Below are 24,471 nucleotides of genomic sequence, written 5' to 3' on the forward strand. Positions count from 1 at the left end.
CCGGCCGAGTGCCCCGGACACCGTCGCTCCAACCTGGGGAACCGGCCCGGGACGGGGGCCCCGGGGAGGCAGAGCGGCAGCGTCAGACCGCGGCCGCGTGTCCGGCGGTGACCGCCTTCAGCTCGGCGAGCGCCGCCCGCAGCAGGCCCGCCATCTCGCCTTCCTCGGCCGCCGCGATCCAGCGTTCGAAGCCGACCTTGAACACGGCCGTCCCGGCTTCCGCGGCGAGGCTCGCGGCCGGCTCGGTGACCCCGCGGCCGCGCAGGGCGCCGGCGACCGCGGCCGTCATCGAGGCGAGTTTGATCAGCTCGCGCTCCTGGAGTTCGGGGTTGGCCACGACCACGGCGTGCCGTCGGCGCGCGTGCTCCCACCGGTCGGCGAACGCCCCGGAGACCGCGTCGAGGCCCGCCGCGAGCGCGTCGACCGGTGCCGCCCGCTCCGGAGCCTCGGCGACCGCCCGTGCGAAGAGGTCCTGGAGCTCGCCCGAGCCGGCGAAGAGCACCTCGCGCTTGTCGGCGTAGTGCCGGAAGAAGGTCCGCTCGGTGAGGCCGGCCCGCTTGGCGATCTCCGCCACGGTGGTCTGTTCGTACCCGTGCTCGCTGTAGAGCTCCAACGCCGCTTCCGCCAGGCGCCCCCGCGCGTTCGGCTCCCATCTACCCATGGGCCGATCGTACGCGATGACAGTGCCTGACATCAGGTGTAGGGTCGATGACAGTAACTGACATCGAACTGTCCGGGAGCTTTGCCATGCGCATTTTCGTGACCGGTGCGTCCGGCTGGATCGGATCCGCCGTCGTCCCCGAGCTCGTCGACGCGGGCCACCGGGTCGTCGGGCTGGCCCGCTCCGGGACCTCCGCCGCCGCTCTCACCGCGGCCGGGGCGGAGGTGGTCCGCGGCACCGTCGACGATCTGGACCTCCTGCGGGACTCGGCCGCCGCGTCGGACGGCGTGATCCACCTCGCCTTCAAGCACGACATCGCCTTCACCGGCGACTTCCAGGGCGCAGCGGAGGCCGATCGCCGGGCCGTGGACGTCTTCGGGGAGGCGCTCGCCGGGACCGGCCGCCCCCTCGTCATCGCCTCCGGCGTGGTGGGCCTCGCGCCGGGGCGGGTGGCGACCGAGCGGGACCGGCCCACCGTGGACGGCTCGCCCGTCTCCGTCCGGTCGGCCACCGCGCAGGCGGCGCTCGACCTCGCCTCCCGGGGGGTGCGTTCCTCCGTGGTCCGGCTCTCCCCCACCTGCCACGGCGAGGGCGACCACGGCTTCATGGCGACCCTGGTCGCGATCGCCCGCGCGAAGGGGGTGTCCGGCCACGTCGGCGACGGCGGCAACCGCTGGCCCGCCGTCCACCGCCTCGACGCCGCCCGGCTGTTCCACCTCGCCGTCGAGAAGGCCCCCGCCGGGTCGGTGCTGCACGGAGTGGCCGAGGAGGGTGTGGCGATCCGCGACGTCGCCGAGGTGATCGGACGCCACCTCGGCGTGCCGGTCGTCTCCGTGCCGCCGGAGGCCGCGCCGGAGCACTTCACCTGGCTGAGCGGTTTCCTGGGCACCGACGTCCCGGTGTCCGGCGCACTGACCCGGGAGCTCCTGGGCTGGGCGCCGACCCGCCCGGGTCTCCTGGCCGACCTGGAGGCGGGCCACTACTTCCGGGCACCCGCCCCCACGGGCGCCTGACCGGCGGGAGGCCGGGTCCGCCACGGGAGGCGTGCGACCCCGGCCCGCCGTCCTCGACGCGGATGCCCACACCGGGCGGTTGAACGGCCTCGAAGCCGGTTGGCACCTCAACACCCCTACATTCGCGTTTACTTGCTCACCGCAGGGGCGCCGTCGGCCAGAGCGGCTCGGTCGCCGCCTCCTCGGCCGCCCGCAGCACCCGCAGGACGTTGCGCCCGGTCAGGGCCTCCAGTTCGGTCCGGGACCAGCCCCGGCCGGCGAGTTCCCCGAGCAGCACCGGGTAGCCGGAGACGTCGGCGAGGCCGGCCGGCTGATGGTCGACGCCGTCGTAGTCCCCGCCGAGGCCGATGTGGTCGACGCCTGCCACGTCACGGGCGTGCTCCACGTGGTCGGCGACCTCGGCCACGGTCACCTCGGGTCGCGGATGCGCCTCCAGCCAGCGGCGCAGGCGGTCGTCGGGCGATGTGTCGAAGAGGTCCGCGTGCTCCTCGGCGACCGCCGCCGGGTCCTCGCCGGGGCGGGGCGCGCGCGGCCACCGCCAGGTGTCGGCGGCGAGCCCGAGGCGTTCGCGCTCCGCCTGCAACTCCTCGGCCCACTCGGCCACTTGCGCGGATATGAAGTAGGGCACGAAGGTCAGCTGGAGGACCCCGCCGTTGTCCCGGAGGAGTTCGAGGACCGGGTCGGTGACGTTGCGCGGATGGTCGTTGAGGGCCCGGGCCGACGAGTGGCTGAACAGCACCGGCGCGGTCGACGCCGTGAGGGCCGCGCGCTGCGTGGACTCGGCGACGTGCGAGAGGTCGACGAGGATCCCGGTGCGGTTGAGGTCGGCGACGATCGCCCGCCCCGTGTCGTCGAGACCGCCCACCCCGGGCTCGTCGGTGGCCGAGTCGGCCCAGGAGGTGTTGTCGTTGTGGGTCAGGGTCACGTAGCGCACCCCGAGCCGCGCGTACGACCGCAGCACACCCGGCGACTCCGCGAGGCTGTGGCCGCCCTCCACACCCAGCAGCGAGGCGATCCGGCCGTCGGCGAAGGACTTCTCGACGTCGGCGGCGGTGTAGGCCATGCGCAGGGCCTCCGGGTAGCGGGCTACGAGCCGGTACACGGCGTCGATCTGCTCCAGGGTCGCCACGACCGCCTCGGGCTCGGGCAGTTCGGAGGAGACGTACACGGACCAGAACTGCGCGCCGACGCCTCCCGCGCGCAACCGGGGCAGATCGGTGTGCAGATCGGGCCGGCCGTCCGCGAGACCCTCGACGCTGTAGCCGGAACGGGCGCGCAGGGCCACCGGCAGATCGTTGTGGCCGTCGACGACGGGTGTGCTCCGCAGGGCTTCGGCTACGACATCGCTCATGGGCTCGTACTCCTTCGTCGACGGGAACGGGCTGCCGGCGCGCACGGCCGCACTCGTGCGGGGAGGGGAGGCGGCCACGACTGCCGTGCGCGCTCCTCCCCCTCGTGCCGCCCCGGTGCCCGGGCGGCGGCGCCGGACCCGGTGATCCTGCCCCGGCGGGGCGCGGCCACACGGCCCGCAACTCCCGCCGGACGCGGGCCGACCCGGGCCGCCGGCCGGCAGCGAGAAGCGGACGCCCTTCTTCATCCTCGTGTCATCGCGCGTTATGGACCCTGACCCTCGCCGCGGGCACCTTGGCGATGTGCCGCTGGGGCACCCCTGAGACGAGGACGGGGCGAATGACACCGATCAGCCGAAGAGGCTTCGTGGGGCTCGGCGCTTCCATCGCAGCGGGTGCGACGCTCGGCGCCGGTCCGCGTACGGCGGCCGCCGCACCGGCGACGGCCACGGCGACCGGCACGATCAAGGACGTTCGGCACGTGGTGATCCTCATGCAGGAGAACCGCAGCTTCGACCACTACTTCGGCCGCCTGAAGGGCGTCCGCGGCTTCGACGACCGCAGTGGCATCCCCCTGAACGGCGGATACGGCGTCTTCGATCAGCCCAACGGCACGGGCCGCCAGTACCCGTGGAAGCTCAGCGCGACCCCGCCCGCCGGCGGCAAGGACGGCGAGACGCTGGCGCAGTGCGACGGCGACCTGCCCCACTCGTGGTCCTCGCAGCACTCCGCCTGGAACAAGGGCCGTATGGACAACTGGGTCGCGGGAGTCGGCAACGTCCGCTCCCTCGGCTACCTGGACCGGTCCGACATACCGTTCCACTACGCGCTCGCCGACAACTACACGATCTGCGACGCCTACTTCTGCTCCACGCTCAGCGCCACCGGGCCCAACCGCACCTACCTGTGGAGCGGCAAGGTCGACCAGTCCAGCTACGACGGCGGCGACGAGTCCGGCCTGACCTGGCAGAACTACGCCGAGGCCCTGCAGGGCGCCGGGGTGACCTGGAAGGTCTACCAGAACGCGGCGGACAACTACGGCGACAACGGCTGCGCCTACTTCAAGACCTTCGCGAGCGCCAAGCCGGGCAGCGCGCTGTACGACCGGGGCATGTCCTCCGTGCCGAGGGCCACCGGTTCGACCCCGGACGACATCGCGGCCGCGATCAAGGCGGACGTCGTCGCGGGCACCCTCCCGCAGGTCTCCTGGGTCGTCCCCAACCAGGCCTTCTCCGAGCACCCCTACGCCCCGCCCGGCGACGGCGCCCACTTCGTCGGTCTCGTCCACCAGGCCCTCACGGCCGACCGGGACGTCTTCGACTCGACGGTCCTCTTCCTCAACTACGACGAGAACGACGGCTTCTTCGACCACGTGCCCCCGCCGGCGCCTCCCGCCGGTACGGCCGGTGAGTTCCTCAACGGGGTGCCGTACGGTTTCGGCTTCCGCGTCCCGATGATCGTCGTGTCACCGTGGACGCGCGGCGGCTGGGTCTCCTCGGAGGTGTTCGAGCACACCTCGGTGCTGCGCTTCCTGGAGACCTGGACGAGCGCGCTGGGCACGCCCGCCACCTGCCCCAACATCAGCGACTGGCGCCGCAGGGTGAGCGGCGACCTCACCGGGGTCTTCGACTTCGCCCACCCGGTGTACGGCCCGGTGGACCTGCCGGCGACCGGTGTCCTCGGCATGAGCACCTGCGGTCCCCTGCCGAACCCGGTGCCCACGAACAACGCCCTGCCCGCCCAGGAGAGCGGCACGCGTCCGGCACGTGCGCTGCCGTACCAGCCGAACGGCTACCTGGACCGCCTGGAGTTCGGGGCCGCCGGGAAGATCACCGCCTGGTTCACCATGTCCAACCAGGGCGCACCGGCGTCCCGGGCGGCCCACTTCTCCATCCATCCGGGCGCCTACCGGGACACCACGCCCTGGCAGTACACCGTCGACGCGGGCGGCACCACCTCCGACTACTTCTCCATCGGCGCGGGCTACGGCGACGGCAGGTACGACCTGACGATGCTCGGCCCGAACCGCTTCCTGCGGCGCTTCAGGGGCGACGCGACCAAGGCCGGCAAGGCGGCCGAGGTGAAATCCCGGTACGCCGTGGAGCCCGGCACCGGAAAGCCGGCCGTGTACTTCAGGATGACCAACTCGGGTGCGGCCCAGGTGAAGTTCACCATCACCTCGAACCACTACCGCGGCGACGGCCCGTGGACGTACACCGTCGCAGCGGGCGCCTCGGCGGAGGACTTCTTCAACGCCGTGGCGTACCAGGACGGCTGGTACGACTTCACGGTGACCGTCGACTCCGACGCCACCTGGTCGCGGCGGTTCACCGGGCACCTGGAGACGGGCGGGGCGAGCGTGAGCGGCTGACCCCCACCGGGCCGTCGGGACGACCAGGGCCCCGACGGCCCGCCTCGGCGCACAGCGCTACTCGTCCCCTCCCGCGGGAGACCGGAGACCGCCGGGACGGGGGGCGGACGCGCCGGCCAGGAGTTCGAGGGTCGCGCGGAGCCGCTCGCGGGCCTCCTGGTCGGTGAGGAGGCCGTCCGGGCCGACCATGCCCCGGTCCACCGGGATCCGTACGCAGGCCGGCTCCACGATGTCGGCGCCGGTGTAGCCCAGGACGGACCGCAGGGTGGCCTCGGCGCCCTGCCCGCGGCCGGGAGCAGCCGCGTTGACCCACGCGGCCGGCTTGTCACAGATCTCGGTGCCGCCGACGGTCCAGTCCAGCAGGTTCTTGAACGACCCCGGCAGCGTGCCCGCGTACTCGGGCGTGCAGACGAGGATCGCGTCCGCCCGCTCGATCGCCGTACGCAGTGCGGTCACCGGAGCGGGCAGGGGGTCGTTGTCGTCGTCGGGGTTGAAGTGCGGAAGCCCGGCGAGGCCGTCGTAGAACGAAGTCGCGACCCCGGCGGAGGGACCCACGGCATGCGCGGTACGCAGCACGGTCTCGTTGGTCGATCCGGTCCGCAGGCTCCCCGACAGCAGCAGAATCATCGGCAGTGAACTCACCCGATCAACCTACCGCCGAGCCCCACACCCCATCGGACCTCGCGACGACGGCCCTGAGTTCGCGCGCCGAGCGAGCCGAGAGCGCGTGCGTCACGGTGCCGAGGAGCGCACGCGCCTCCCAGGGATCACCGCCGCAGCAGTCCCAGTGGCTGTTGCCCCGCTCGTGGTCCTGCCACAGCAGGCGCTCGGGGGTCCGGACGTACTCCTTCCACAGGCGCACGGCCGCGGCGACCTCTCCCGGCCCCAGGTAGGCCCGCGTGCGTTCGAGCCGATCGATCTCACCCAGCGCACGGCGGGACAGGCCGTCGATCACCGTCGTCGCGGCGTGTGTCCGGTGCCGCTGGCAAAGGGCGGTCCGGACCTCTCCGGGCCGTCTACGCGGCACAGGCGTTTCGTGTCGTGGTCACGCCGGACATGATGGCACCTGAACCCGCGGCGCCCCCACGGATTTTCCGGCGGCGTCCCCGAGGACACACGGGCCCGGCTGCCGGACGGCGGCGGAGCGGTCCGGCCGTGTGGATCAGCCGGTGGCGTTCGCGAGGGCCTTCGGCCTTCGCCGTACCTCGGCGAGCACCCGGGCGCCCCGGTCGGGGGCGGTGTCGAGGCGGCCGAGGACGGACGGCGCCGCGATCGCGGGAAGCAGGTGCTTGAAGAGTGCCGACATCCGCGCGTCCAGGTCGGTCCAGCCCGCCACACCCTGGGAGACGAACTGCACCCCGATCCACGCGCCGAGGAAGACCTGCGCGGACTCCTCCGGCACGACGTGCGGGAGCACCTCCCCGCGCTCCTTGGCCTCCGCCAGCACGCGGGCGGTCAGTTCGGCCCAGGCCGGCCAGGCGCTGCCGAAGACGTCGCGGCCCTGGAGGTCCGCGGAGAGCCGGACCCCGGCGAGCAGCATCGGCTCCTGCGGCAGGCGCTTGGCCAGGGTCATGCCGGCGTCCACCCACTCCTGCAACTTCAGTTCGCGGGGCAGGTGGTACTCGGTGGTGATCTGCTCCTGCAGCACGCCTTGGGCGAGGGCCGCCTTGGAGTCGAAGTGGAAGTACAGGGCGCCCTTGGTGACGCCGGCCCGCTGGAGGATCTCGGCGATCGTGGCCGCCGCGTACCCGCGCTCCGCGAAGACGGCCGCCGCGGCCTCCAGAACCGCGCGTCGGGTCCGGACAGCTCGCTCCTGCTGAGCCATCGACCCTCCTCAAGCTGAAGATTAAACCATCCAGCTCGTACCATACCGCACGGCGATACGGCAAGGAGGCCGCGGCGACAGGGTCACCGCGGCCTCTTGGAGCCGTAGTCGTACGCCCGGTTGGCGACCGGGGGACGGTCTCACTGGGTCGTCAGCATGCCTTCCCGGAGCCGCTTCAGGGTGCGCGACAGCAGACGCGACACATGCATCTGGGAGACGCCCAGGCGCTCGCCGATCTGCGCCTGGGTCATCTCCTCGACGAAGCGCAGATGCAGGATCAGGCGGTCCCGCTCGGGCAGTTCGGCGATCATCGGGGCCAGCGCGTGGAAGTCCTCGACCAGTTCCAGCGCCGTGTCCTCGGTCCCGAGGAAGTCCTGCAGCGCCGTCTCCCCGTCCTCGCTGCTGTTGATGGCCGCGTCGAGGGAGGCGGAGTTGTAGCCGTTCGCCGCGAGCCGGGCCTCGATGACCTCGTCCTCGGACAGGCACATCAGCTCGGACAGCTCCTTGACCGTGGGGGTACGGCCGAGCCGGCTGCGCAGTTCCTCGGTCGCGCGGGCCAGCTGGACCCGGGCCTCCTGCAGCCGCCGCGGCACGTGCACGGCCCAGGACGTGTCACGGAAGAACCGCTTGATCTCGCCCACGATGTACGGCACCGCGAAGGAGGTGAACTCAACCTCGCGGGACAGCTCGAACCGGTCGATCGCCTTGATCAGGCCGATCATGCCGACCTGGACGATGTCCTCCATCTCCTCCGGCCCACGGCTGCGGAACCGCGCCGCCGCGAAACGGACGAGGGACATGTTCATCTCGATCAGCGTGTTGCGCGCGTACTGGAACTCCGGCGTGCCCTCCTCCAGCACCGCGAGCTGGTCGAAGAACACCTTGGACAGCGCCCGCGCGTCCCGGGGAGCCACGCTCGACGGGTCGACGAGTTGCGGCAACTCGGATGCCGTTCGCGTGTCCTGACCCGCCACGGTCTGCGTCGTCATGGTGTTCCCCTCCCGGATGGGTCCGTATCTGCGGTGTTGTCAACGACACGCCTCGTACCCGCACGCTCGCCATGCATGCCTGTCCGTTCGGAAGGGATCGACGGCAGCCGGGCGTCCCGGCCGGGAAAACCGGGCCGACATGCCGGCGGGTAAAGAGGGCATCCGGTCGGTCAAGCGAAAACCAAGAAACGTGGGGGCCGTTCGGCCCGACAACCGTCAACACTGGAGTCGTCATGACGAGTTACGGCAGCCACTCTGCCAGTTCCTCCCGTTCGGGCACCAACGGTCTGGCGGTCGCGAGCCTGTGCTGCGGCATCGTCGGGCTCTTCGTCCTGAACATCGTCCTCGGCCCGCTGGCGATCGTCTTCGGCGCCGTGGCCCGGCGGCAGGCCGCGGTGAAGAACGGCGCGGGCATGGCGAAGGCCGGCATCGTCCTGGGCATCGTCGACGTGGTGCTGTGGCTGGTGCTGTTCTCCGTCGCCGCGCACAACGGCGGTTTCAGCTGGCACGTGGGCGGCTGACGCCCGGCCGGGCACGCCGTACGGGGTGCGGTCCACCTACGGGGTGGGCCGCACCCCGGCGTGTGCGCGGCCCCACCCCGCGCGGGGTGCCGTGCCACGTGCGGGGCGGCGCCGGGCGCGCGACGATGGTCGTACAGCGGCGACGAAGGAGGACACCGTGTGCCGCCTTTTCGGGCTGAGCAGTTCCCCCTTGCGCACCTTCGCCACGTTCTGGCTGCTGGACGCCCCCGACAGCCTCAGTGCGCAGAGTCACCGCGAACCCGACGGCACCGGTCTGGGGTTCTTCGCCCCGGACGGGACCCCCGAGGTGCACAAGGCACCGATGGCCGCCTACGAGGACCGCGCGTTCGCCCAGGAGGCCCGGCAGGTGGAGTCGGCCACCTTCATCGCCCACATCCGCTTCGCCTCGACCGGCGGCCTGGACGTCCGCAACACCCATCCCTTCGAGCAGCAGGGGCGGCTGCTCGCGCACAACGGCGTGATCGAGGGGCTGGACGAACTCGACCGCCGTCTCGGCGACGACCTGTCCCTGGTGCACGGCGACACCGACTCCGAGCGCTTCTTCGCCCTGGTGACCCGGGAGACCGCCGCGAACGGCGGCGACGTCTCCGCCGGGATCGCCGCGGCGGCCCGCTGGACCGCCGGGAACCTGCCGCTGTACGCCCTCAACATCATTCTCGTCACCCCCGGTGAACTGTGGGCGCTGCGCTATCCCGCCACGCACGAGCTGTACGTGCTCCGGCGGCCGGCGGGCGGCCATCACGGCTCGCGGCATCTCGACCACACCGGCAGCCACGGCCGGATGCGTGTGCACTCGCCTGGTCTGGGCGACCGCCCGGCGGTCGTCGTGGCCAGCGAGCCCATGGACGAGCACCCGCACTGGCGGCTCATGGAGCCCGGCGAGCTGCTGCACGTCGACGCGCATCTGCACACCACGTCCCGTCTGGTCCTGCCCGACCCGCCCGCCCATCCCCTCACCCTCGCCGACCTGCGTCCCACCGCGGCGGCCTCGCAGCGGACGGGGTAGCGCGGCGGACCCGGCCGGAGTTACCCGGACAGGTGTCGGACCGGGAGCCGGGGGCATCGGCGAAGTATGGGGACACAGTCTTGGGCACTTCACGGACGGTTCAAGGCCCGCCGCGCGGCCGACAGCAAGGCGATGGTGGTGGCGGCGCGGTCCGGATTCGCGGCACGCGGGCTGATCTACGTACTCGTGGGTGTCATCGCGCTCCAGATCGCTTTCGCCGGGGACGGCGGCGGGCAGCAGGCCGACCGCGGCGGCGCCCTCGGCGAGCTGGCCGACAAGCCGTTCGGGTCGGTGCTGCTGTGGGTCGTCGGCATCGCGCTCGCCGGCATGGGGCTGTGGCGTCTGTCGGAGGCCGTGTTCGGCGGGACGGGACCGGACGGTTCCAAGCTGTCGAAGCGCGCGGCCAACGCCGGCCGGTTCGTGTTCTACGCCTTCCTGTCGTACTCGGTGCTGTCGTACGCGGCCGGGGCCCGGGGCAGCGGCAGCGGCTCCTCGGACAAGCAGTCCGACGACGTCACCGCCATGGTGCTCAAGTGGCCGGCGGGCCAGTGGCTCGTCGGTGTCGCGGGGCTCGTCGTGGTGGGCGCCGGTCTGTGGATCGCGTTCCGCGCGGTGCAGCGGAAGTTCCGGGAGGACCTGCGCGTCGGGGAGATGTCGAAGCGGACCCGGCAGGTCACCGACTTCCTGGGGGTCACGGGCGGGTCGGCGCGCGGCCTCGTCTTCGCGGTGGCCGGCGTCTTCGCCGTCGTCGCGGCCGTCCAGCACCGGCCGGGCAAGGCCAAGGGCATGGACGACACCCTGCGCGCGTTCCGGGACCTGCCCGCCGGCCCCTGGCTGCTCGCCCTGATCGCGCTCGGCCTGGCCGCGTTCGGGCTCTTCTCGTGGTGCAACGCGCGCTGGCGGAAGATCTGAGCCGACGGCCCGGCCCAGCCGCCGCGGACCCGGGGACGCGGCCGTCCGGAAGGTGATCCGGCTCACCGGACGGAAACTTGCGCAACCTCTAAACTGTCGGCCGTGGAAACGACCGAAGTGACCGGCTGGGAGATCGCGGTGCTCGAGGGAGGGCCCGCGCACGGACTGCGCATGAAGGTCTCCGCCCGGCCCCGCACGGTCCAGGTGACCTGCCCCTGCCAGGTGGAGGGCGCGTCCGTCGAGGGCATGCGCGCGGAAGCGGTGTACGTCTACCGCCGCGACCACACCGTCACCGAGGAGCCCCTGCGCTACGGTTTCGACATCGCCAGTCCCTGACCGGGCCGGCTCATTCGTCGGAGTCGGGCTTGCTCCGTGCCGCGGCGTACGCCTGCGACGGCGTCATCGAGACGCCCTTCAAGGAGACGGTCCGGTAGGGGCTGACCTTGGCGCACGTCCTGGCCTCGGCGGCCGTGGAGGCGTGTGCGTGGGAGATCGCGGCCCCGGTGTCGGCGGGCGCTGGCGAGGAGTTGCCGCCGGGATAGCCGGTGCCCCTCGGCCAATCGCCGCCGATCACCAGGGTCAGGCCTGCACCGGCCCCCTCCCGCAGATGGGACGCGGGCAGTCCCAGCGCCTCGCCGACCGTCCGGGCGGCGCCCTTTCGGCCGGGGCCGTAGGTGAGGGTGGTGGCCGTCGCGGGGCTCGGGGCGTTGGCCGTGGTGGCGGAGCTGAAGCCCTGGTCGACTAGGGCGGCGGCGACGGCTGAGGCGCGGCCGCCGATCGACGTGCCGTTCTCCACCGTCACGGCGATCTCCGACGCGGGCACCGGCGAGGCGGACGCCCCGGCCTTCGCGGTCGCGGACGCCGCCCCGGACTTCTTGCCGGACCCGGTGGTCAGGGACTGGTCGCCGGCGATGGTCGAGAACAGGGTCTTCGCGCCCGGGCCCACCACCAGGCGGTTGTCGTCGGCCGGGTCGGGGGCCGTCTGCATGGTCGTGAAGGTCATCCGCTTGGTGGGGACCTTGTTGACGTCGTCGGCCAGCGCGATCAGCTTCTTCACCGTGCCCAGGCCGTCGTCCACGGTCAGCGCCTTGGTCGCGGCGTCGGCGAGCGAGTAGACCGCGGTGGGGTCGGTGAGCGTGCCGGCGCCCTTGAACTTGCGCATCATCGCGCTGAGGAAGATGTGCTGCGAGAGGGTCCGGCCCAGGTCGCTGCCGTCGCCGAAGCCGTGCCGGGAGCGGACGAACTCGAGGGCCGCGACTCCCTTGAGGGTGTGGGTCCCCTTGGACAGCTTCAGATGGGAGTAGGTGTCGTAGACGTCGTCGCTGACGCACACGGAGACCCCGCCGACCGCGTCGGACATCTTGACGACACCGGAGAAGTCGAGCTTCACGAAGTGGTCGATGGGGATGCCGGTGAGCTGGTGCACGGTGGCCACCTGACAGGCGGGGCCGTACTGCAGCGCGCTGTTGATCTGCCCGTAGTAGCCGTTCGTCGCCTGGCCGGTCTCCCGGTCCTTGCAGGCCGGAACCTTCGTCATGGTGTCGCGCGGGATGCTCATCACGGTGGCGTTGGAACGGTCCGCGGATATGTGCATCACCATCTGCACGTCCGCGTTGCTGCCGGTCTGCACGCCGGTGGTCCGGCAGCCGCCGCCCAGCTTGCAGTCGGTCTTGCTGGTCCGCCCGTCGGAGCCCATGACCAGGATGTTGATCGGGGTGCGGCCGAACGCGTCGGCCTTCTCCGTGCCGCCCTTGCCGTCGAGCGAGACGCTGTGGAGGTTGCCGTTCAGGTGCTCGTAGAACCACCAGCCCGCGCCCGCGGTGAGCACGACCAGTACGGACAGGCATATCGCGAGGACCTTCAGGATCCGCCTGCCCCGGCCCGCCCGACGGCCGCGGCGGGGCCGCCTGCCGCCACCGGAGCGGGCGGCGAGCCGGGCCGCGGCCCGGCCGCCGGAGGGACGCGGCCCGTCGGGTCCGGCCGTACGCTGTCCCGGCACCCGCGCGTCACGGCTGCGCGTGGCCCGACCGGAAGGCCCGTCCCACGGGTCGCTCATCTGCACTCCCAGGAACGGTCGGGCCCGTCGGGCCGGGCCGTCCGGAGAGCGGACGGGGTCGCGCGGCGGTGTGCGGGCAGGTGAAGGGGTGGTTCACCTCGGTTGCGTAGTTGCGCAATCTAACAAACGCGTGGCGCGAACCGTACAGATCCATACGCAATTCACAGGTGAGGCATCTCATGTGCCGCCCGCCGCCGGGCGGGTGGTCTCAGGCTCCGGTCCCGCGCAGCCGGTCGGCTCCCGCGGTGCGGTGGCGCGGGCGTGCGGTCAGCTGACGGACCATGACCCGGACCAGGGTGACGACGTCGGGGTCGTCGACGTAGTACACCTGCCGGCGGCCCTCGCGGCGGGAGCGTACGAGGCCGGCGAGTTTCAGTTTCGCCAGGTGCTGGCTGACGGCGGGCAGGGCTCCGCCCACCCGGTCGGCGAGATGCGTGACGTCGCTCTCCCCCTGCGACAGGGCCCACATCAGGTGCAGACGGGCCGCGGAGGCGAGCAGGCCGAACGCAGCGGCGGCGTCTGACAGCACCTCGGCGGGCGGATCCTCGAAGCCGGTGCCGTCGTTCCTCACGGTTTCCTCCCGTCCGCGCTCGTCACCGTCGGGGCACACGTGCTCACCAAGTGTAGGCGGGGCGTTCCAGGGACCCCGGGGCGGGGTGCCGCGTCCGGACGGACGGCGCGGGAACGCCGCGCCCGTGAGCGTGGCGCGATGCCGAGGGGGCAGACGTATGCCACCAACGACGAAGGGGTGGCCTGCCAGCCATGGAGATATCCGGGATCATCAGCGCACTCGTGATCGGCATCGTGATCGGTGTCCTGGGACGGCTCGTCGTCCCCGGCCGTCAGCACATCGGCATTCTCTGGACGATCGTGGTCGGTATCGTCGCCGCCTTCATCGGGACCGCCATCGCGGCCGGACTCGGTGTCGCGGACACCAAGGGCGTCGACTGGATCGAGTGGCTCATCCAGATCGCCCTCGCGGCGCTCGGCGTGGCCGCCCTGAGCCGGGTCAAGGTACGGAACTGAGGGCGCCCGCCGGGACGCGGCCCGTCGTCGGCCGGCACAGCCCGAACCCCCGCCGGAGAAGAGGATCCGGCGGGGGTTCCCCCATGGAGGGCCACTTCTGTTCCCTTGACCCCTGAGGCCGCCGTGTGGATCCGCCACGGCGGGCCGCGCCGGCGCACACGGGTGTGACACGGCTGCCGCTGTGGCTCGTACCGGGCCATGAGGCCCTCGCCGCCGTGACCGGCCTCGCCGCATGGACCGCCCAGGTCGTGAGCGGGGTGCGGAGTTCGGCCTGGGCGGTCTGTGCGGTGGTCCTGTTCGTCGCCGCGTTCGGCTTCATGACGCTGCTGTGCCGGCTGCCGAGTTCCGGCCGCCATTCGCAGGGCGGTGCCGCGGCGGACCGGCACTTCCCGCCAACGGCGGTGGTCGCCCACGGCGCGACGGCCGGCGTGTACGACCGTGCTCAGCCGCCGATGTCCGAGGACGCCACGGTCCGGTAGCGAGGGGCGAGCGACCGCCCGGAGCCCTCGCGCAGGGCGAGTTCCGCGGCGGCGAGCCGGTCCACGGCCTCCGCCTCCCGCAGACCGGGCACGCACACCGCCTCGCCGGAGTCGAGGGCGGCCAGGGACGCGGTGACGACGTCGGACGCGGCCATCCCGCCGTCGTCGTGGACCCGTTCCTCGCCCGGTACGGGAGCGTCGCCCGATGTGAGGTGGAACTCGGTGGCGGTGAGACCGGGACAGACGACCTGGACGTGCAGCGGCGTGCCGGCGAGTTCGGCGGCCAGGGTCCTGGTGAACGTCACGAGAAAGCCCTTCGTGCCCGCGTAGACGGCCCGGTGCGGGAGGGGGCCGGGAGGCAGGTCCCCCGCGAACGCCAGCAGCGAGGCGACGTTGACCACCGTGCCCCGGCCGCGCGTGAGCATGCCCGGGACGGCCGCGCGGGTCAGCACCGTGGGCACCACGACGTTCACGTGGAGCACCTTGGTGAGCAGGGCCGGGTCGGCCTCGGCGAACGGCCCGTACCCGTTGATCCCGGCGTTGTTCACCAGCAGGGTCACGTCGTCGGCGGCGGCTCGCGCCTCGACGCGGGCCAGATCGGCGGGGCGGGCGAGGTCGGCGACCAGCGTCTCCACGGCCGCTCCCGTGTGCTCGCGCAGCCGGTCCGCGAGCGCGGTGAGCCGTTCGGCCCGCCGGGCCACCAGAGCCAGGTCCCAGCCGCGCTCGGCCAGTTGCCGGGCGTACTCGGCGCCGATGCCCGACGACGCTCCGGTCACCAGGGCCGTGCCGGGTGTCTGGTACCAGGTCATCGACCCGCTCCTTCCCTCGACGGCTCGCCGGCGCGTCCCGGACGTGCAGCCGGGACGGTCCTCGTCGCGCCGCCGGGTTTCCGGCACCGGCGCGGGCGAAACCACGTCCCCGCACCGGGCGGGTGCGCCGATTCCGCCGGACCGCGTCAGTCAGTGGGAGGCGCTGTCGCCGACGTCCCGGACGGGGTCGTCCCAGAGGGCGATGCGGGCGATGATGCGCTTGCCGACCGGTTCGCGCCGTACCTCGAAGCCCTGGACGACGGCCATCACGATCTCCAGACCGTGCTGGCCCACCCGGCCCGGGTCGGCGGCCCTGGCCACCGGCAGGACGGGATCGCTGTCCCAGACCTCCGTCTCCACCGCGCCGTCGGCGATGCGCAGGACCAGCAGCACCGGTCCGGGCGCGTACTTGCAGGCGTTGGTGACCAGCTCGCTGACGACGAGCTGGGTCAGGTCCATCGTGCGTGCCGTCACCGGCACGCCGTGGGCCGCCTGCGCCCGGGCGAGGAACACCCCCGCCCGGTCGCGGGCCCGTGCGATGCACCCGCCGTCGCCGCCGTCCAGCTCCACCGCCAGCTGCAACGGCTCGCGGTGCGGCGCCAAGGGACCCTCATCGAGGGAGCCCGATTCCTTCCGGACACACTTCGTCACCCCGTTCACAGAGCCGCGTGTACCCGGGTTCCCGTCCGGCACGCCTGCCGATCGGAGACGGGTCCTCAGGCATCCTCCGCGCGATCCGGGGCAGCCAGGGGGTGGGGGGAAGCTGTGGTCAAGGATCGTCGAGCGTTGTCGAGGAACGCGTGGCAGACACTGCACACATATACGAAGCAGCCGAACCGGACGGGCTGTCGATCAGCCGCGCCGTCGTGGACGGCGTCGCCGTCGTAACGCTGGCCGGGGAGATCGACCACCACACCTCGGGTCTGCTCCGGCAGGCCCTGATGCCCGACCCGCCGGGGGCGGCCCGGACCGTCGCGGACTTCACCGGTGTCGCCTTCATGGACTCCAGCGGCATCAACGTCCTCATCGGCGCCCACCAGGCCCACGATCCCGGCGGGTGGCTGCGGCTGGCCGGCGTCCGCAGGCCCGTCCTGCGGACCCTGGAGATCGTCGGCCTCACCACCCTCATCGACTGCTACCCGGACGTCCGGGAGGCGATGGCGGCCTGATCCGGCCGCTCATCCGGTCGCGTCGTCCAGGGCGGCCGCGTCCCCGGCGGCGGGCGGCGGCACCGCCGGCGCGTCCCCGTCCTCGGTGTGCAGCGCGTGGGGCTTGCCCCCGGCCGGCGCGGGACGGCGTACGAGGAGACCGCTCACCTCGTACGACATCTCGCGCGTCGCCGGCGCGGGCGCCGGGTGGTAGCGGCCCGCGCACACCGACAGGTTGACGATGAGGTACGCGTGCCAGCGGCGGCCCACCCCGCGCCGGTCCGCGAAGGCCCGGGTGCCGTTCACCCACCAGACGACGGACTCGGCCCCGAACTCGGTCCTCAGGTCGATCCAGGCGCCGGGCCGTACGGCGTCGCTGCGGAAGGCGGAGCCGGTGTCGCGCACATGGTTGCCGAACTCCAGCAGGTTCGGATTGTCCGGGTGGTACTCGAAGACGTCGATCTCCTGGCCGCCGTCGCGCCAGGTCCAGATCGCCGGCCACGCCCCGACCTCGCGGGGCAGCCGCACCCGGGCCTCCAGCACGTCTCCCGAGCGGACCATGAACGACTGGTCGCTGCCCTCGGTGGTCAGCAGCCCCGTGTTCCATCTGCCGTCCCGCCTGCGTACGGCCCGGAAGAGGCCCGTGCGGCAGTAGGAGGGGTCGGTCACGAGGTAGTCCAGTTTGTCGTCGTCCGGGTTCACCGGGCCGCCGCCGGGATAGGCCCAGGAACGGCCCTCCACCCACTGCTCGGTGGAGGCGAAGTCCGCCGTGAAGACGACGTCGGTCGGGGACGGGGTGCGCGGAACCGGGAACGGGCTGCCCGGATGCGATTGCTGCATGCCGTGTTTCTCACCGGCTGCCTTCCGCCTCATGCGCCGACACTCCGGCCGGGCCTCGGGAACCACCCCTTCGAGGGGCGGCGCACCGAAGCGCGCCGGGGTCACGGAACCCGGTGGTGCGCCCCTGGTGCCCAAGCCGATTCCGTGGTGTGCTGGTGGTGGCGGGAAGGACCCGAAACAGACGCGGGGAAGCGGCCGGGAGCCGCGCACCGCGCAATCAGGATCCGCGAGAAGCGGATGGCCCTTCCCGCCCTCCCCTGTCCGCACAGCCCCTGTCCGCACAGCCCCTGTCCCACCCGTCCCCTGTCGCACGGCCCCGGGCACGGCGTCGTCTTCCGGCCGGGGCGCGTCCCGTCGCTCAGGCTCCGCTCGGGGTCCCCCAGCGCGGCCCGATCCGCTTCCACTCCTCGTCCCACTCGGCCATGCGCCGACGGATGAGCCGGTTGCGCACGACCCATCCCGCGGCCCAGACGGCGGCGGCGGCCGACGGCGCGACGATGGCACCGGTGAGGGCCGCCTGAGCGTCGGCCGCGGACCCCGTCACCGGGGCGGGCACCACGTGGTCCGAGCGGTTGGCCCACACTGTCAGCCGGCTCCCGGCGGGGGCGCCCGGGAAGACCTTGGCCCGGTCGGTGTGCACCGAGCCGTCGGGGTCGGCCCAGCGCACGGCCGCCCAGACCCGCCCGTCGTCGTAGCCGGTCGAGGACGGCGGGGTCCGCGCGGCGTCGTCGGTCAGCACGGCGGACACGGAGTGCAGCTGGGCCCGGCGCGCGGTGAACGCCGCGTCGGAGGACTGTGCCGCCAGGATGCCGGCGAGGGCTCCGCCGACGAGGACGAGCACCCAGGTGGCCAGGACGATCCAGGCCTCGACGACGTCGCTGTGGCGTCTGAGCGGGTTGCGGCGCCATCGCCACAGCCGTACCGGGGTGACCGTTGTGGGAGGTGTCCGGGTCATCGTCACCGCCTCCTCTCGTGCGCCGGCGGCCACGCCTCGGGGCGTGCCCGTGCGCTCGGCGTCCGGCGCGCCCGGACCGGGGTCCGGGTGCCGGGGCGGCCGGCCGGCGCGCATCGCGCGTCCGCTTCGCCGGGCACGGAAACCGCGAGGCGGACGGCGAGCGGCACCGGGACGGTCTCCCGGCTTCGGCCACCGAGGGTCACTACACCATCGTGCACCTCCCCCCGGGTCCCGGCCGTCCGAGAGGCCGGAACGCCCGGGGTGCGCTCAGCCCTCCCAGGTCCAGTCCGCGACCTCGGGCAGATCGGTGCCGTGCGCGCGGATCCAGGCCTGGTGCCGGGTCCGTGCGTCCGCCATGGCCTGGCGTACCGCGGCGGCCCGCACCGCGAGCCCGGGCACCCGGTCGATGACGTCCATGACCAGCCGGTAGCGGTCGAGGTCGTTGCGGACGACCATGTCGAACGGGGTGGTCGTGGTGCCCGACTCCTTGTATCCGCGCACGTGCAGGTTGCCGTGCCCGGTGCGGCGGTACGCGAGGCGGTGGATCAGCCACGGATAGCCGTGGTAGGCGAAGATCACCGGCTTGTCGGCGGTGAAGAGGCCGTCGTACTCGAAGTCGCCCATGCCGTGCGGGTGGTCGTCGCGCGGCAGCAGCCGGGTCATGTCGACCACGTTGACCACGCGTACCGCGAGGCCGGGCAGGTGGCGGCGCAGCAGCTGGGCGGCGGCCAGCACCTCCTGCGTGGGCACGTCACCGGCGCAGGCCAGGACCACGTCGGGTTCGCCGCCGTTCTCGGTGCCGGCCCAGTCCCAGATCCCGGCGCCGCGCGCGCAGTGGTCCCGGGCCTGCTCCATCGTCAGCCAGTCGAAGCAGGGCTGCTTGCCGGCCACGATCACGTTGACGTAGTCGCGGCTGCGCAGCGCGTGGTCGGCGACCGACAGCAGGGTGTTGGCGTCCGGCGGCAGGTAGACGCGGACCACCTCGGGGCTCTTGTTGAGGACGTGGTCGACGAAGCCGGGGTCCTGGTGGGAGAAGCCGTTGTGGTCCTGGCGCCAGACGTGGGAGGTCAGCAGGTAGTTGAGCGAGGCGACGGGAGCCCGCCAGGACAGGGTGCGCGAGGTCTTCAGCCACTTGATGTGCTGGTTGACCATCGAGTCGACGATGTGCACGAACGCCTCGTAGCAGGAGAACAGGCCGTGCCGTCCGGTCAGCAGATAGCCCTCCAGCCAGCCCTGGCAGAGGTGCTCGGAGAGGATCTCCAGCACCCGGCCGTGCCGGTCGAGGTGCTCGTCCACGGGGAGCGTCGCCGCCTGCCAGGCCTTGCCGCTGGCGTCGAAGACGGCCTGGAGGCGGTTGGAGGCGGTCTCGTCGGGGCCGACGAGCCGGAAGTTCCGGCTCTCCCGGGTGTCCGCCATGACCTGCCGCAGGAGCGAGCCGAGGACCCGGGTGGGCTCGTGCAGGGTCGTGCCCGGTTTGTCGACGGGTACGGCGAAGTCGTCGAGGGACGGGATCGGCAGGGCGCGGACGAGGAGGCCGCCGTTGGCGTGCGGGCTCGCCCCGAGCCGTTTGCCCCCCTCGGGCACGCAGGCGACGACGTCGGGGCCGGGCCGTCCGTCGGGTCCGAACAGTTCCTGTGGCCGGTAGGACCGCAGCCACTGCTCCAGTTGCCGCAGGTGGGCCGGGTTGTCGCGGACACCGGCCAGCGGGACCTGGTGGGCGCGCCAGGTGCCCTCGACCGGTTCGCCGTCGACCTCGGCGGGGCCGGTCCAGCCCTTGGGGGTGCGCAGGACGATCATCGGCCAGGCCGGGCGCTCGGCGGTCCCCTCGGCCCGGGCGGCGCGCTGCGCACGCGCGATGCGGTCCAGGGACTCGTCGAGGGCGGCCGCGAGGGCGCGGTGCACCTCGGCGGGGTCGTCGCCCTCGACGTACAGGGGATCGTGGCCGTATCCCCGCAGCAGCGCGTCGAGTTCGTCCTCGGGGAGCCGGGACAGCACGGTCGGGTTGGCGATCTTGTAGCCGTTCAGGTGGAGGATCGGCAGCACGGCTCCGTCGTGCACCGGGTCGAGGAACTTGGTGGAGTGCCAGGACGTGGCGAGCGGGCCGGTCTCCGCCTCGCCGTCGCCGATGACGCAGGCCACCAGCAGGTCGGGATTGTCGAAGGCGGCGCCGTAGGCGTGCGCGAGGGAGTAGCCGAGTTCGCCTCCCTCGTGGATGGAGCCGGGCGTCTCGGGGGCCACGTGGCTGGGCACCCCGCCGGGGAAGGAGAACTGCCGGAACAGCCGTCCCATGCCGGCCGCGTCCCGGGACACGTCGGGGTACGTCTCGCTGTAGCTGCCCTCCAGCCAGGAGCCCGCCAGGACGGCCGGTCCCCCGTGTCCCGGTCCCCATACGCACAGCACGTCCAGGTCCCGCGCCTTGATCACCCGGTTGAGGTGCGTGTACACGAGGTTGAGGCCGGGCGAGGTGCCCCAGTGGCCGAGCAGCCGGGGCTTGATGTGCTCGGCTCGCAGCGGTTCGGTCAGCAGCGGGTTGGCCATGAGGTAGATCTGGCCGGCGGCCAGGTAGTTGGCGGCGCGCCAGTGCGCGTCCAGGGTGCGCAGTTCCTCGTCGGTGAGTGCGGGGGCGTCCTGGTGGACGGCCTTCTCGGTCATGGGAACTCCGATGGTGGTCGGCAGGGTCGGGCGGGCTCCGGGTGCGACGGCGGGCGGCGGGTCCTGTGTCGCGGTACCCCGGGCGGGCGTGGTCTCCACCTCCCGGACGGGCGGTCGCCTTCCAGCGTGGTGGCGCTCCGGCGGCCGGGCGAGGGACCGGTGGTCCCCGGCCGGGGCCGACCGGCCCCTCGGCGGCGGCGCCGCGCAGGAAGGACGTCCGGGGGCGGGTGGCCGGCCGCTGCGCGGATGGCGCCGCCCTACGACGCCGGGGCGCGCACGATCACGACCGGGCAGCCGGCGTGCTGCGAGACGTGCTGGCTGACCGAGCCGAGCAGCGCGCGGGCGAAGCCGCCCCGGCCCCGGCTGCCGACGACCAGGACCTCGGCGCCCTCGGCGGCCCGCAGCAGCACCTCGGCGGGGTTGCCGTGGGCCACGTGGGTACTGACCGAGGCCGCCCCCTCCTCGCCGAGCACGTCGGTCAGTTCCCGCGTCATCCGCTGCCGGGCCTCGTCCACGTCGATGTCCGTGTCGACGGCCGGCGCCGACCATCCGTACAGCCCGGGCAGCTCCCAGGCGGTGACCGCGTCCACGGTGCCCCCGACGAGGGCGGCGTAGCGTACGGCCCAGCGCAGCGCCTCGTAGGAGGACGGCGAGCCGTCGACGCCCACCACGACCCGCGGCTGGGAGACTTCCCTGTCCATGTGTGCCACCTCTCCTGCGGCAAGGGCGCCGGCCCGCGCGTTGTTCCCTCCTTCCACGCTGCCCGCGGTGCCGCCCTGCCGCCAGAATTGGGCGGCCGGGGGCATGACGGCGGCTTACCGCCGACGGGGGCGCGCCCGCGGCGGGTGCGCGGCCGGGGTCAGGACGGCCGGAGCGGCAGGTCGTCGGTGTAGGCGTTCACCGGCTGGGTGACGGGCCGGGCGTCCCGGACGTCGAGTGCCGCCGTGGCGGTCCTCGTGCCGAGGGTTCCCCGGGGGTGCCAGGTTCCGGTCACGGCGAGCCAGGTGTCGGCCGCGGGGACCTCACCGCCGTACATGCGCACCTTGACGGTCTGGGAGTCGGCGGCGCAGCAGCTGAAGATGATCCGTGTGAGGTACCAGCCGTCGTCCCCCGCCGGACTGGCGAACCCGGTCAGCCGGACGGTGCGGCCGGCGATGGCGCGGCTGCGGTCCTGCTGGACGCGCTTGGTGAAGTCCGTGAGGGTCAGCGGCAGCGGTGAGCCGGCTGGCAGGGGGGCGAATCCCCGCTGCACGGTGATCGGCTTGTCGCTCGCGTGGGCGGCGGTGTACGCGCCGGGCGCGGGCGGGGCGTAGAAGAGCAGGCTCACGGCCGGGAGGAACAGCAGCCAGGCGACGCGCGGGGTGCCGGTGTGGTCGTGGCCGTGCTCGTGGCCGGTGCCCGCCGCGGTCTGCTGCCATCCCCGGACGGCGGCTCCCGCCAGGCCGAGGACCAGCAGGACCAGCCCGGAGACGATCAGCAGGGGACGCAGTCCGGCCTTCACGTAGCGCAGATAGGTGTCGGTGAGGAGGGTCGCGTGCAGCAGGCCGAGACCGGTCAGTGTCAGGAGCATGCTCTGTACGGGCCGTCTCACAGGAGTACGCCTCCGATCAGGGCGCTCGCGGCGACCGCGACCACGGTGGTGGCGGCGCAGAACCGCCAGGCGAAGGCACGTCCGAAGGTGCCGGCCTGGAGGGCGATGAGCTTCAGGTCGACCATCGGGCCGACGACCAGGAACGCGAGCCGGGCGGTGGGCGAGAAGCCGGTGAGGGAGGCCGCGACGAACGCGTCGGCCTCCGAGCAGACGGCCAGCAGCACGGCGAGCGCCGCGAGGAAGAGCACCGACAGCCAGGTGGATCCGGAGAAGGTGTCGAGGACGGAGCGGGGCACGGCGACGTTGAAGGTGGCCGCGGCCATGGCGCCGAGCACGAGGAAGCCGCCGGCGTTCAGGAAGTCGTGCTGGAAGCCGAGCCGGAACTCGGTCCAGCGGCTGTGACCGTGCCGGTGGCCGGTGTGCCGGTGGCGCACGAGGGGCCGCAGCCACTTCTCCTTGCCCAGCCAGAGCCACAGCCAGCCCATGGCGGCGGCGGTGCCCAGCGAGGCGAGCAGCCGGGCGGCGACCATGGCGGGGTTGCCGGGGAACGCCACGGCGGTGGCGGTCAGCACGACCGGGTTGATGGCCGGCGCGGACAGGAGGAACGCGAACGCGGCGGCCGGGGTCACGCCCCGGCGGATCAGGCTGTCGGCGACCGGTACGGAGGCGCACTCGCAGCCCGGCAGCACCGCGCCCGCGACTCCGGCGACCGGCACCGCGAGGGCGGGCCGCTTCGGCAGCACCCTGGTGAACAGGTCGGCCGGCACGAACGCGTTGATGGCGCCGGACAGGGCGGTCCCGAGGAGGAGGAAGGGAAGGGCCTGGACGGTGATGGCCAGGCAGACGGTGCGCCAGGCCTGCACCGCGGGCTGGTCCAGCCAGCGGGCGCCCACGAGGAGCGCCGCGGCCGTGGCACCGGCCGCGAGCACGAGGGCGGCGCCGAACGGCCACGGGCGGATGCGGCGCAGGGGCGGGGCGACGGGTACGACCGCCACACCCTCGGCCACACCGACCAACTCATCCGATTTGTCCATCATCACTCCGGATGTCGGTGTCCGGGCGACGATATGCGAGGGCAACCGTCCGGCCGCGCGTACACGCCGCCGCGCGCGGGCGAGCACCCCAATGCGCGACCGGCCGACCGGGACGGTGGCTCTTCTCACAATCCGGTGCGAACAGGGTCGGAAGTGATGGCGGCCACGTCGCCGGACGCACATTTTGTCTACGTTCAGGAGCCATGTCCTACCCCTCCCCCACCTCGCGCTCCGCGGCCGGCACGCTCCTGGCCTCGACGGCGGCCCTGCTCTCCCTCGGCCTGGTGGCGCCCGCGACGGCGGCGGCCGCCAACGGCTCCGGCACGGCCACGGAGAAGCAGGCACCGCACGCCACGACGGCCGTGCTCGACCTGGACGGCGCGGGCCGCACCCCCGTGATCCGCGGGGCGGACAGGGCGTACGACACCGCCAGCATCGTCAAGGTCGACATCCTCGCCGCACTGCTGCTCGAGGCGCAGGACGCGGGGCGGCACCTGACGGCCGCGGAACGCAAACTCGCCGAGCCGATGATCCGGCGCAGCGACAACGCGGCGGCCAACACCCTGTGGCGGGCGATCGGCCGGGCCCCCGGCCTGGCCGCGGCCAACAAGCGCCTCGGACTGACCGAGACGACCGGCGGCTCGGGCCCGAGGTGGGGACTGACGAAGACGACGGCGGGCGACCAGATACGACTGCTCCGCGCCGTCTTCGACGACGCCGGAACCGCGAAGAAGGGCCGCGGCGCCCTGGACGCGCAGTCCCGGGCCTATGTCCGGACCCTGATGAACAAGGTCGTGCCAGAGCAGACCTGGGGGGTCTCGGCGTTCCCGGGGTCCGCTGCCGGTCAGGCACTGAAGAACGGCTGGCTGCAGCGCAACACCACCGGGCTGTGGGACGTCAACAGCATCGGCCAGGTCACCGTGAAGGGGCACCGCTACCTCGTGGCGGCCCTGTCCAACGGCAGCGCGTCCATGAGCGACGGGGTCTCCCTGGTGGAACGGGCGGTACGCGACGCCGCGGCGTGACGGCGGGCCGGCCCGGGGCGCGGGTGAACACAGGGGCGGGGAGGTGGTTCAAACCACCTCCCCGCCCCTGTGACGCGCCTGTGACAGTCGGCGGACATCCCCATGAAGTCGGGCGCGCAATCTATTGAAACAAGGGCAAATCGCCCTAAACGGTCAGAGACCTCCCCGCTGTCCCGCAAGCGCAGCGA

26 protein-coding genes are annotated in these 24,471 nt (G+C 72.9%); 10 read left to right on the forward strand and 16 right to left on the reverse strand.

Annotated features, from left to right (window positions below; all coding sequences use genetic code 11):
* Positions 1 to 82: 82 nt before the first annotated feature.
* Entirely contained in the window at positions 83 to 661 is a 579-nt protein-coding gene (locus tag N8I86_RS03130; protein ID WP_073895646.1) for a TetR/AcrR family transcriptional regulator, read from the reverse strand.
* 86 nt (positions 662 to 747) lie between these two features.
* Here N8I86_RS03130 and N8I86_RS03135 point away from each other — a divergent pair, with 86 nt between their 5' ends.
* Positions 748 to 1,674, forward strand: coding sequence for an SDR family oxidoreductase (locus N8I86_RS03135; RefSeq protein ID WP_263277025.1), 927 nt, complete (start codon positions 748 to 750; stop codon positions 1,672 to 1,674).
* A gap of 136 nt (positions 1,675 to 1,810) precedes the next feature.
* Here the strand turns inward: N8I86_RS03135 and N8I86_RS03140 are convergent, their stop codons facing one another.
* Positions 1,811 to 3,025, reverse strand: a complete 1,215-nt coding sequence (locus N8I86_RS03140; RefSeq protein WP_263277027.1) for a dipeptidase — start codon at positions 3,023 to 3,025, stop codon at positions 1,811 to 1,813.
* 338 nt (positions 3,026 to 3,363) lie between these two features.
* On the opposite strand from N8I86_RS03140, the gene N8I86_RS03145 reads away from it, so the two are divergent.
* Positions 3,364 to 5,394 (forward strand): phosphocholine-specific phospholipase C, encoded by a 2,031-nt coding sequence (locus N8I86_RS03145; protein WP_263277028.1) that lies wholly within the window; start codon positions 3,364 to 3,366, stop codon positions 5,392 to 5,394.
* Positions 5,395 to 5,451: 57 nt separating this feature from the next.
* Here N8I86_RS03145 and N8I86_RS03150 read toward each other — a convergent pair whose 3' ends face one another.
* From N8I86_RS03150 to N8I86_RS03165, 4 genes are all read right to left on the reverse strand, one after another.
* Positions 5,452 to 6,036: an NADPH-dependent FMN reductase gene (locus tag N8I86_RS03150; RefSeq protein WP_241841052.1), complete on the reverse strand. Its 585-nt coding sequence runs from the start codon at positions 6,034 to 6,036 to the stop codon at positions 5,452 to 5,454.
* Between the two features lie 4 nt (positions 6,037 to 6,040).
* Complete coding sequence (locus N8I86_RS03155; RefSeq protein WP_263277029.1) at positions 6,041 to 6,349, reverse strand: hypothetical protein; 309 nt, start codon at positions 6,347 to 6,349, stop codon at positions 6,041 to 6,043.
* 207 nt (positions 6,350 to 6,556) lie between these two features.
* On the reverse strand, positions 6,557 to 7,219 hold the full coding sequence (locus tag N8I86_RS03160; protein ID WP_123439091.1) for a ScbR family autoregulator-binding transcription factor: 663 nt from the start codon (positions 7,217 to 7,219) through the stop codon (positions 6,557 to 6,559).
* 140 nt (positions 7,220 to 7,359) lie between these two features.
* Positions 7,360 to 8,208: an RNA polymerase sigma factor SigF gene (locus N8I86_RS03165; protein WP_073895634.1), complete on the reverse strand. Its 849-nt coding sequence runs from the start codon at positions 8,206 to 8,208 to the stop codon at positions 7,360 to 7,362.
* A gap of 233 nt (positions 8,209 to 8,441) precedes the next feature.
* Here N8I86_RS03165 and N8I86_RS03170 point away from each other — a divergent pair, with 233 nt between their 5' ends.
* The 4 genes from N8I86_RS03170 to N8I86_RS03185 all read left to right on the forward strand — a co-directional run bounded on the left by N8I86_RS03170 (position 8,442) and on the right by N8I86_RS03185 (position 11,004).
* On the forward strand, positions 8,442 to 8,729 hold the full coding sequence (locus N8I86_RS03170; protein WP_073895632.1) for a DUF4190 domain-containing protein: 288 nt from the start codon (positions 8,442 to 8,444) through the stop codon (positions 8,727 to 8,729).
* A gap of 157 nt (positions 8,730 to 8,886) precedes the next feature.
* Entirely contained in the window at positions 8,887 to 9,756 is an 870-nt protein-coding gene (locus tag N8I86_RS03175; protein WP_123439089.1) for a class II glutamine amidotransferase, read from the forward strand.
* Between the two features lie 66 nt (positions 9,757 to 9,822).
* On the forward strand, positions 9,823 to 10,668 hold the full coding sequence (locus tag N8I86_RS03180; protein ID WP_263277030.1) for a DUF1206 domain-containing protein: 846 nt from the start codon (positions 9,823 to 9,825) through the stop codon (positions 10,666 to 10,668).
* A gap of 102 nt (positions 10,669 to 10,770) precedes the next feature.
* A complete protein-coding gene (locus N8I86_RS03185; RefSeq protein ID WP_263277031.1) occupies positions 10,771 to 11,004 on the forward strand; it encodes a hypothetical protein in 234 nt (77 codons plus the stop codon).
* Between the two features lie 10 nt (positions 11,005 to 11,014).
* Here the strand turns inward: N8I86_RS03185 and N8I86_RS03190 are convergent, their stop codons facing one another.
* Positions 11,015 to 12,724: an LCP family protein gene (locus N8I86_RS03190; protein ID WP_263277032.1), complete on the reverse strand. Its 1,710-nt coding sequence runs from the start codon at positions 12,722 to 12,724 to the stop codon at positions 11,015 to 11,017.
* A 208-nt stretch (positions 12,725 to 12,932) separates the two neighbouring features.
* Positions 12,933 to 13,295 carry an ArsR/SmtB family transcription factor gene (locus tag N8I86_RS03195; RefSeq protein WP_263277033.1) on the reverse strand — a complete coding sequence of 121 codons (363 nt, stop codon included), beginning with the start codon at positions 13,293 to 13,295 and terminating at the stop codon, positions 12,933 to 12,935.
* Between the two features lie 191 nt (positions 13,296 to 13,486).
* Here N8I86_RS03195 and N8I86_RS03200 point away from each other — a divergent pair, with 191 nt between their 5' ends.
* Both N8I86_RS03200 and N8I86_RS03205 read left to right on the forward strand, forming a co-directional pair.
* Positions 13,487 to 13,750: a GlsB/YeaQ/YmgE family stress response membrane protein gene (locus N8I86_RS03200; protein WP_263277034.1), complete on the forward strand. Its 264-nt coding sequence runs from the start codon at positions 13,487 to 13,489 to the stop codon at positions 13,748 to 13,750.
* A gap of 164 nt (positions 13,751 to 13,914) precedes the next feature.
* Positions 13,915 to 14,229 (forward strand): hypothetical protein, encoded by a 315-nt coding sequence (locus N8I86_RS03205; RefSeq protein ID WP_263277035.1) that lies wholly within the window; start codon positions 13,915 to 13,917, stop codon positions 14,227 to 14,229.
* Here N8I86_RS03205 and N8I86_RS03210 read toward each other — a convergent pair.
* Positions 14,193 to 15,038 carry an SDR family NAD(P)-dependent oxidoreductase gene (locus N8I86_RS03210; protein WP_263277036.1) on the reverse strand — a complete coding sequence of 282 codons (846 nt, stop codon included), beginning with the start codon at positions 15,036 to 15,038 and terminating at the stop codon, positions 14,193 to 14,195. The two genes, N8I86_RS03205 and N8I86_RS03210, sit on opposite strands and share 37 nt — an antisense overlap.
* 150 nt (positions 15,039 to 15,188) lie before the next feature.
* Complete coding sequence (locus N8I86_RS03215; RefSeq protein WP_073895618.1) at positions 15,189 to 15,641, reverse strand: ATP-binding protein; 453 nt, start codon at positions 15,639 to 15,641, stop codon at positions 15,189 to 15,191.
* A gap of 197 nt (positions 15,642 to 15,838) precedes the next feature.
* Between N8I86_RS03215 and N8I86_RS03220 the strand changes: the two genes are divergently transcribed.
* Positions 15,839 to 16,207 (forward strand): STAS domain-containing protein, encoded by a 369-nt coding sequence (locus N8I86_RS03220; RefSeq protein ID WP_263277037.1) that lies wholly within the window; start codon positions 15,839 to 15,841, stop codon positions 16,205 to 16,207.
* 9 nt (positions 16,208 to 16,216) lie between these two features.
* Here the strand turns inward: N8I86_RS03220 and N8I86_RS03225 are convergent, their stop codons facing one another.
* The 6 genes from N8I86_RS03225 to N8I86_RS03250 all read right to left on the reverse strand — a co-directional run bounded on the left by N8I86_RS03225 (position 16,217) and on the right by N8I86_RS03250 (position 23,258).
* Complete coding sequence (locus N8I86_RS03225) at positions 16,217 to 17,026, reverse strand: LamG domain-containing protein (RefSeq protein ID WP_263277038.1); 810 nt, start codon at positions 17,024 to 17,026, stop codon at positions 16,217 to 16,219.
* Positions 17,027 to 17,384: 358 nt separating this feature from the next.
* Positions 17,385 to 17,981, reverse strand: coding sequence for an Rv1733c family protein (locus tag N8I86_RS03230; protein ID WP_263277039.1), 597 nt, complete (start codon positions 17,979 to 17,981; stop codon positions 17,385 to 17,387).
* Positions 17,982 to 18,248: 267 nt separating this feature from the next.
* Positions 18,249 to 20,633 (reverse strand): phosphoketolase family protein, encoded by a 2,385-nt coding sequence (locus N8I86_RS03235; protein ID WP_263277040.1) that lies wholly within the window; start codon positions 20,631 to 20,633, stop codon positions 18,249 to 18,251.
* Positions 20,634 to 20,890: 257 nt separating this feature from the next.
* On the reverse strand, positions 20,891 to 21,334 hold the full coding sequence (locus N8I86_RS03240; RefSeq protein WP_263277041.1) for a universal stress protein: 444 nt from the start codon (positions 21,332 to 21,334) through the stop codon (positions 20,891 to 20,893).
* 158 nt (positions 21,335 to 21,492) lie between these two features.
* On the reverse strand, positions 21,493 to 22,224 hold the full coding sequence (locus N8I86_RS03245) for a TIGR03943 family putative permease subunit (protein WP_263277042.1): 732 nt from the start codon (positions 22,222 to 22,224) through the stop codon (positions 21,493 to 21,495).
* Positions 22,221 to 23,258 carry a permease gene (locus tag N8I86_RS03250; RefSeq protein ID WP_241841149.1) on the reverse strand — a complete coding sequence of 346 codons (1,038 nt, stop codon included), beginning with the start codon at positions 23,256 to 23,258 and terminating at the stop codon, positions 22,221 to 22,223. The genes N8I86_RS03245 and N8I86_RS03250 overlap by 4 nt, the downstream gene beginning before the upstream one ends.
* A 203-nt stretch (positions 23,259 to 23,461) precedes the next feature.
* On the opposite strand from N8I86_RS03250, the gene N8I86_RS03255 reads away from it, so the two are divergent.
* The gene (locus N8I86_RS03255; protein WP_263277043.1) at positions 23,462 to 24,283 is read left to right on the forward strand and encodes a class A beta-lactamase-related serine hydrolase; all 822 of its coding nucleotides are present in this window, start codon (positions 23,462 to 23,464) and stop codon (positions 24,281 to 24,283) included.
* Positions 24,284 to 24,471 lie beyond the last annotated feature (188 nt).

This window comes from Streptomyces albidicamelliae (assembly GCF_025642175.1).
In the GTDB taxonomy this organism is placed as follows: domain Bacteria; phylum Actinomycetota; class Actinomycetes; order Streptomycetales; family Streptomycetaceae; genus Streptomyces; species Streptomyces albidocamelliae.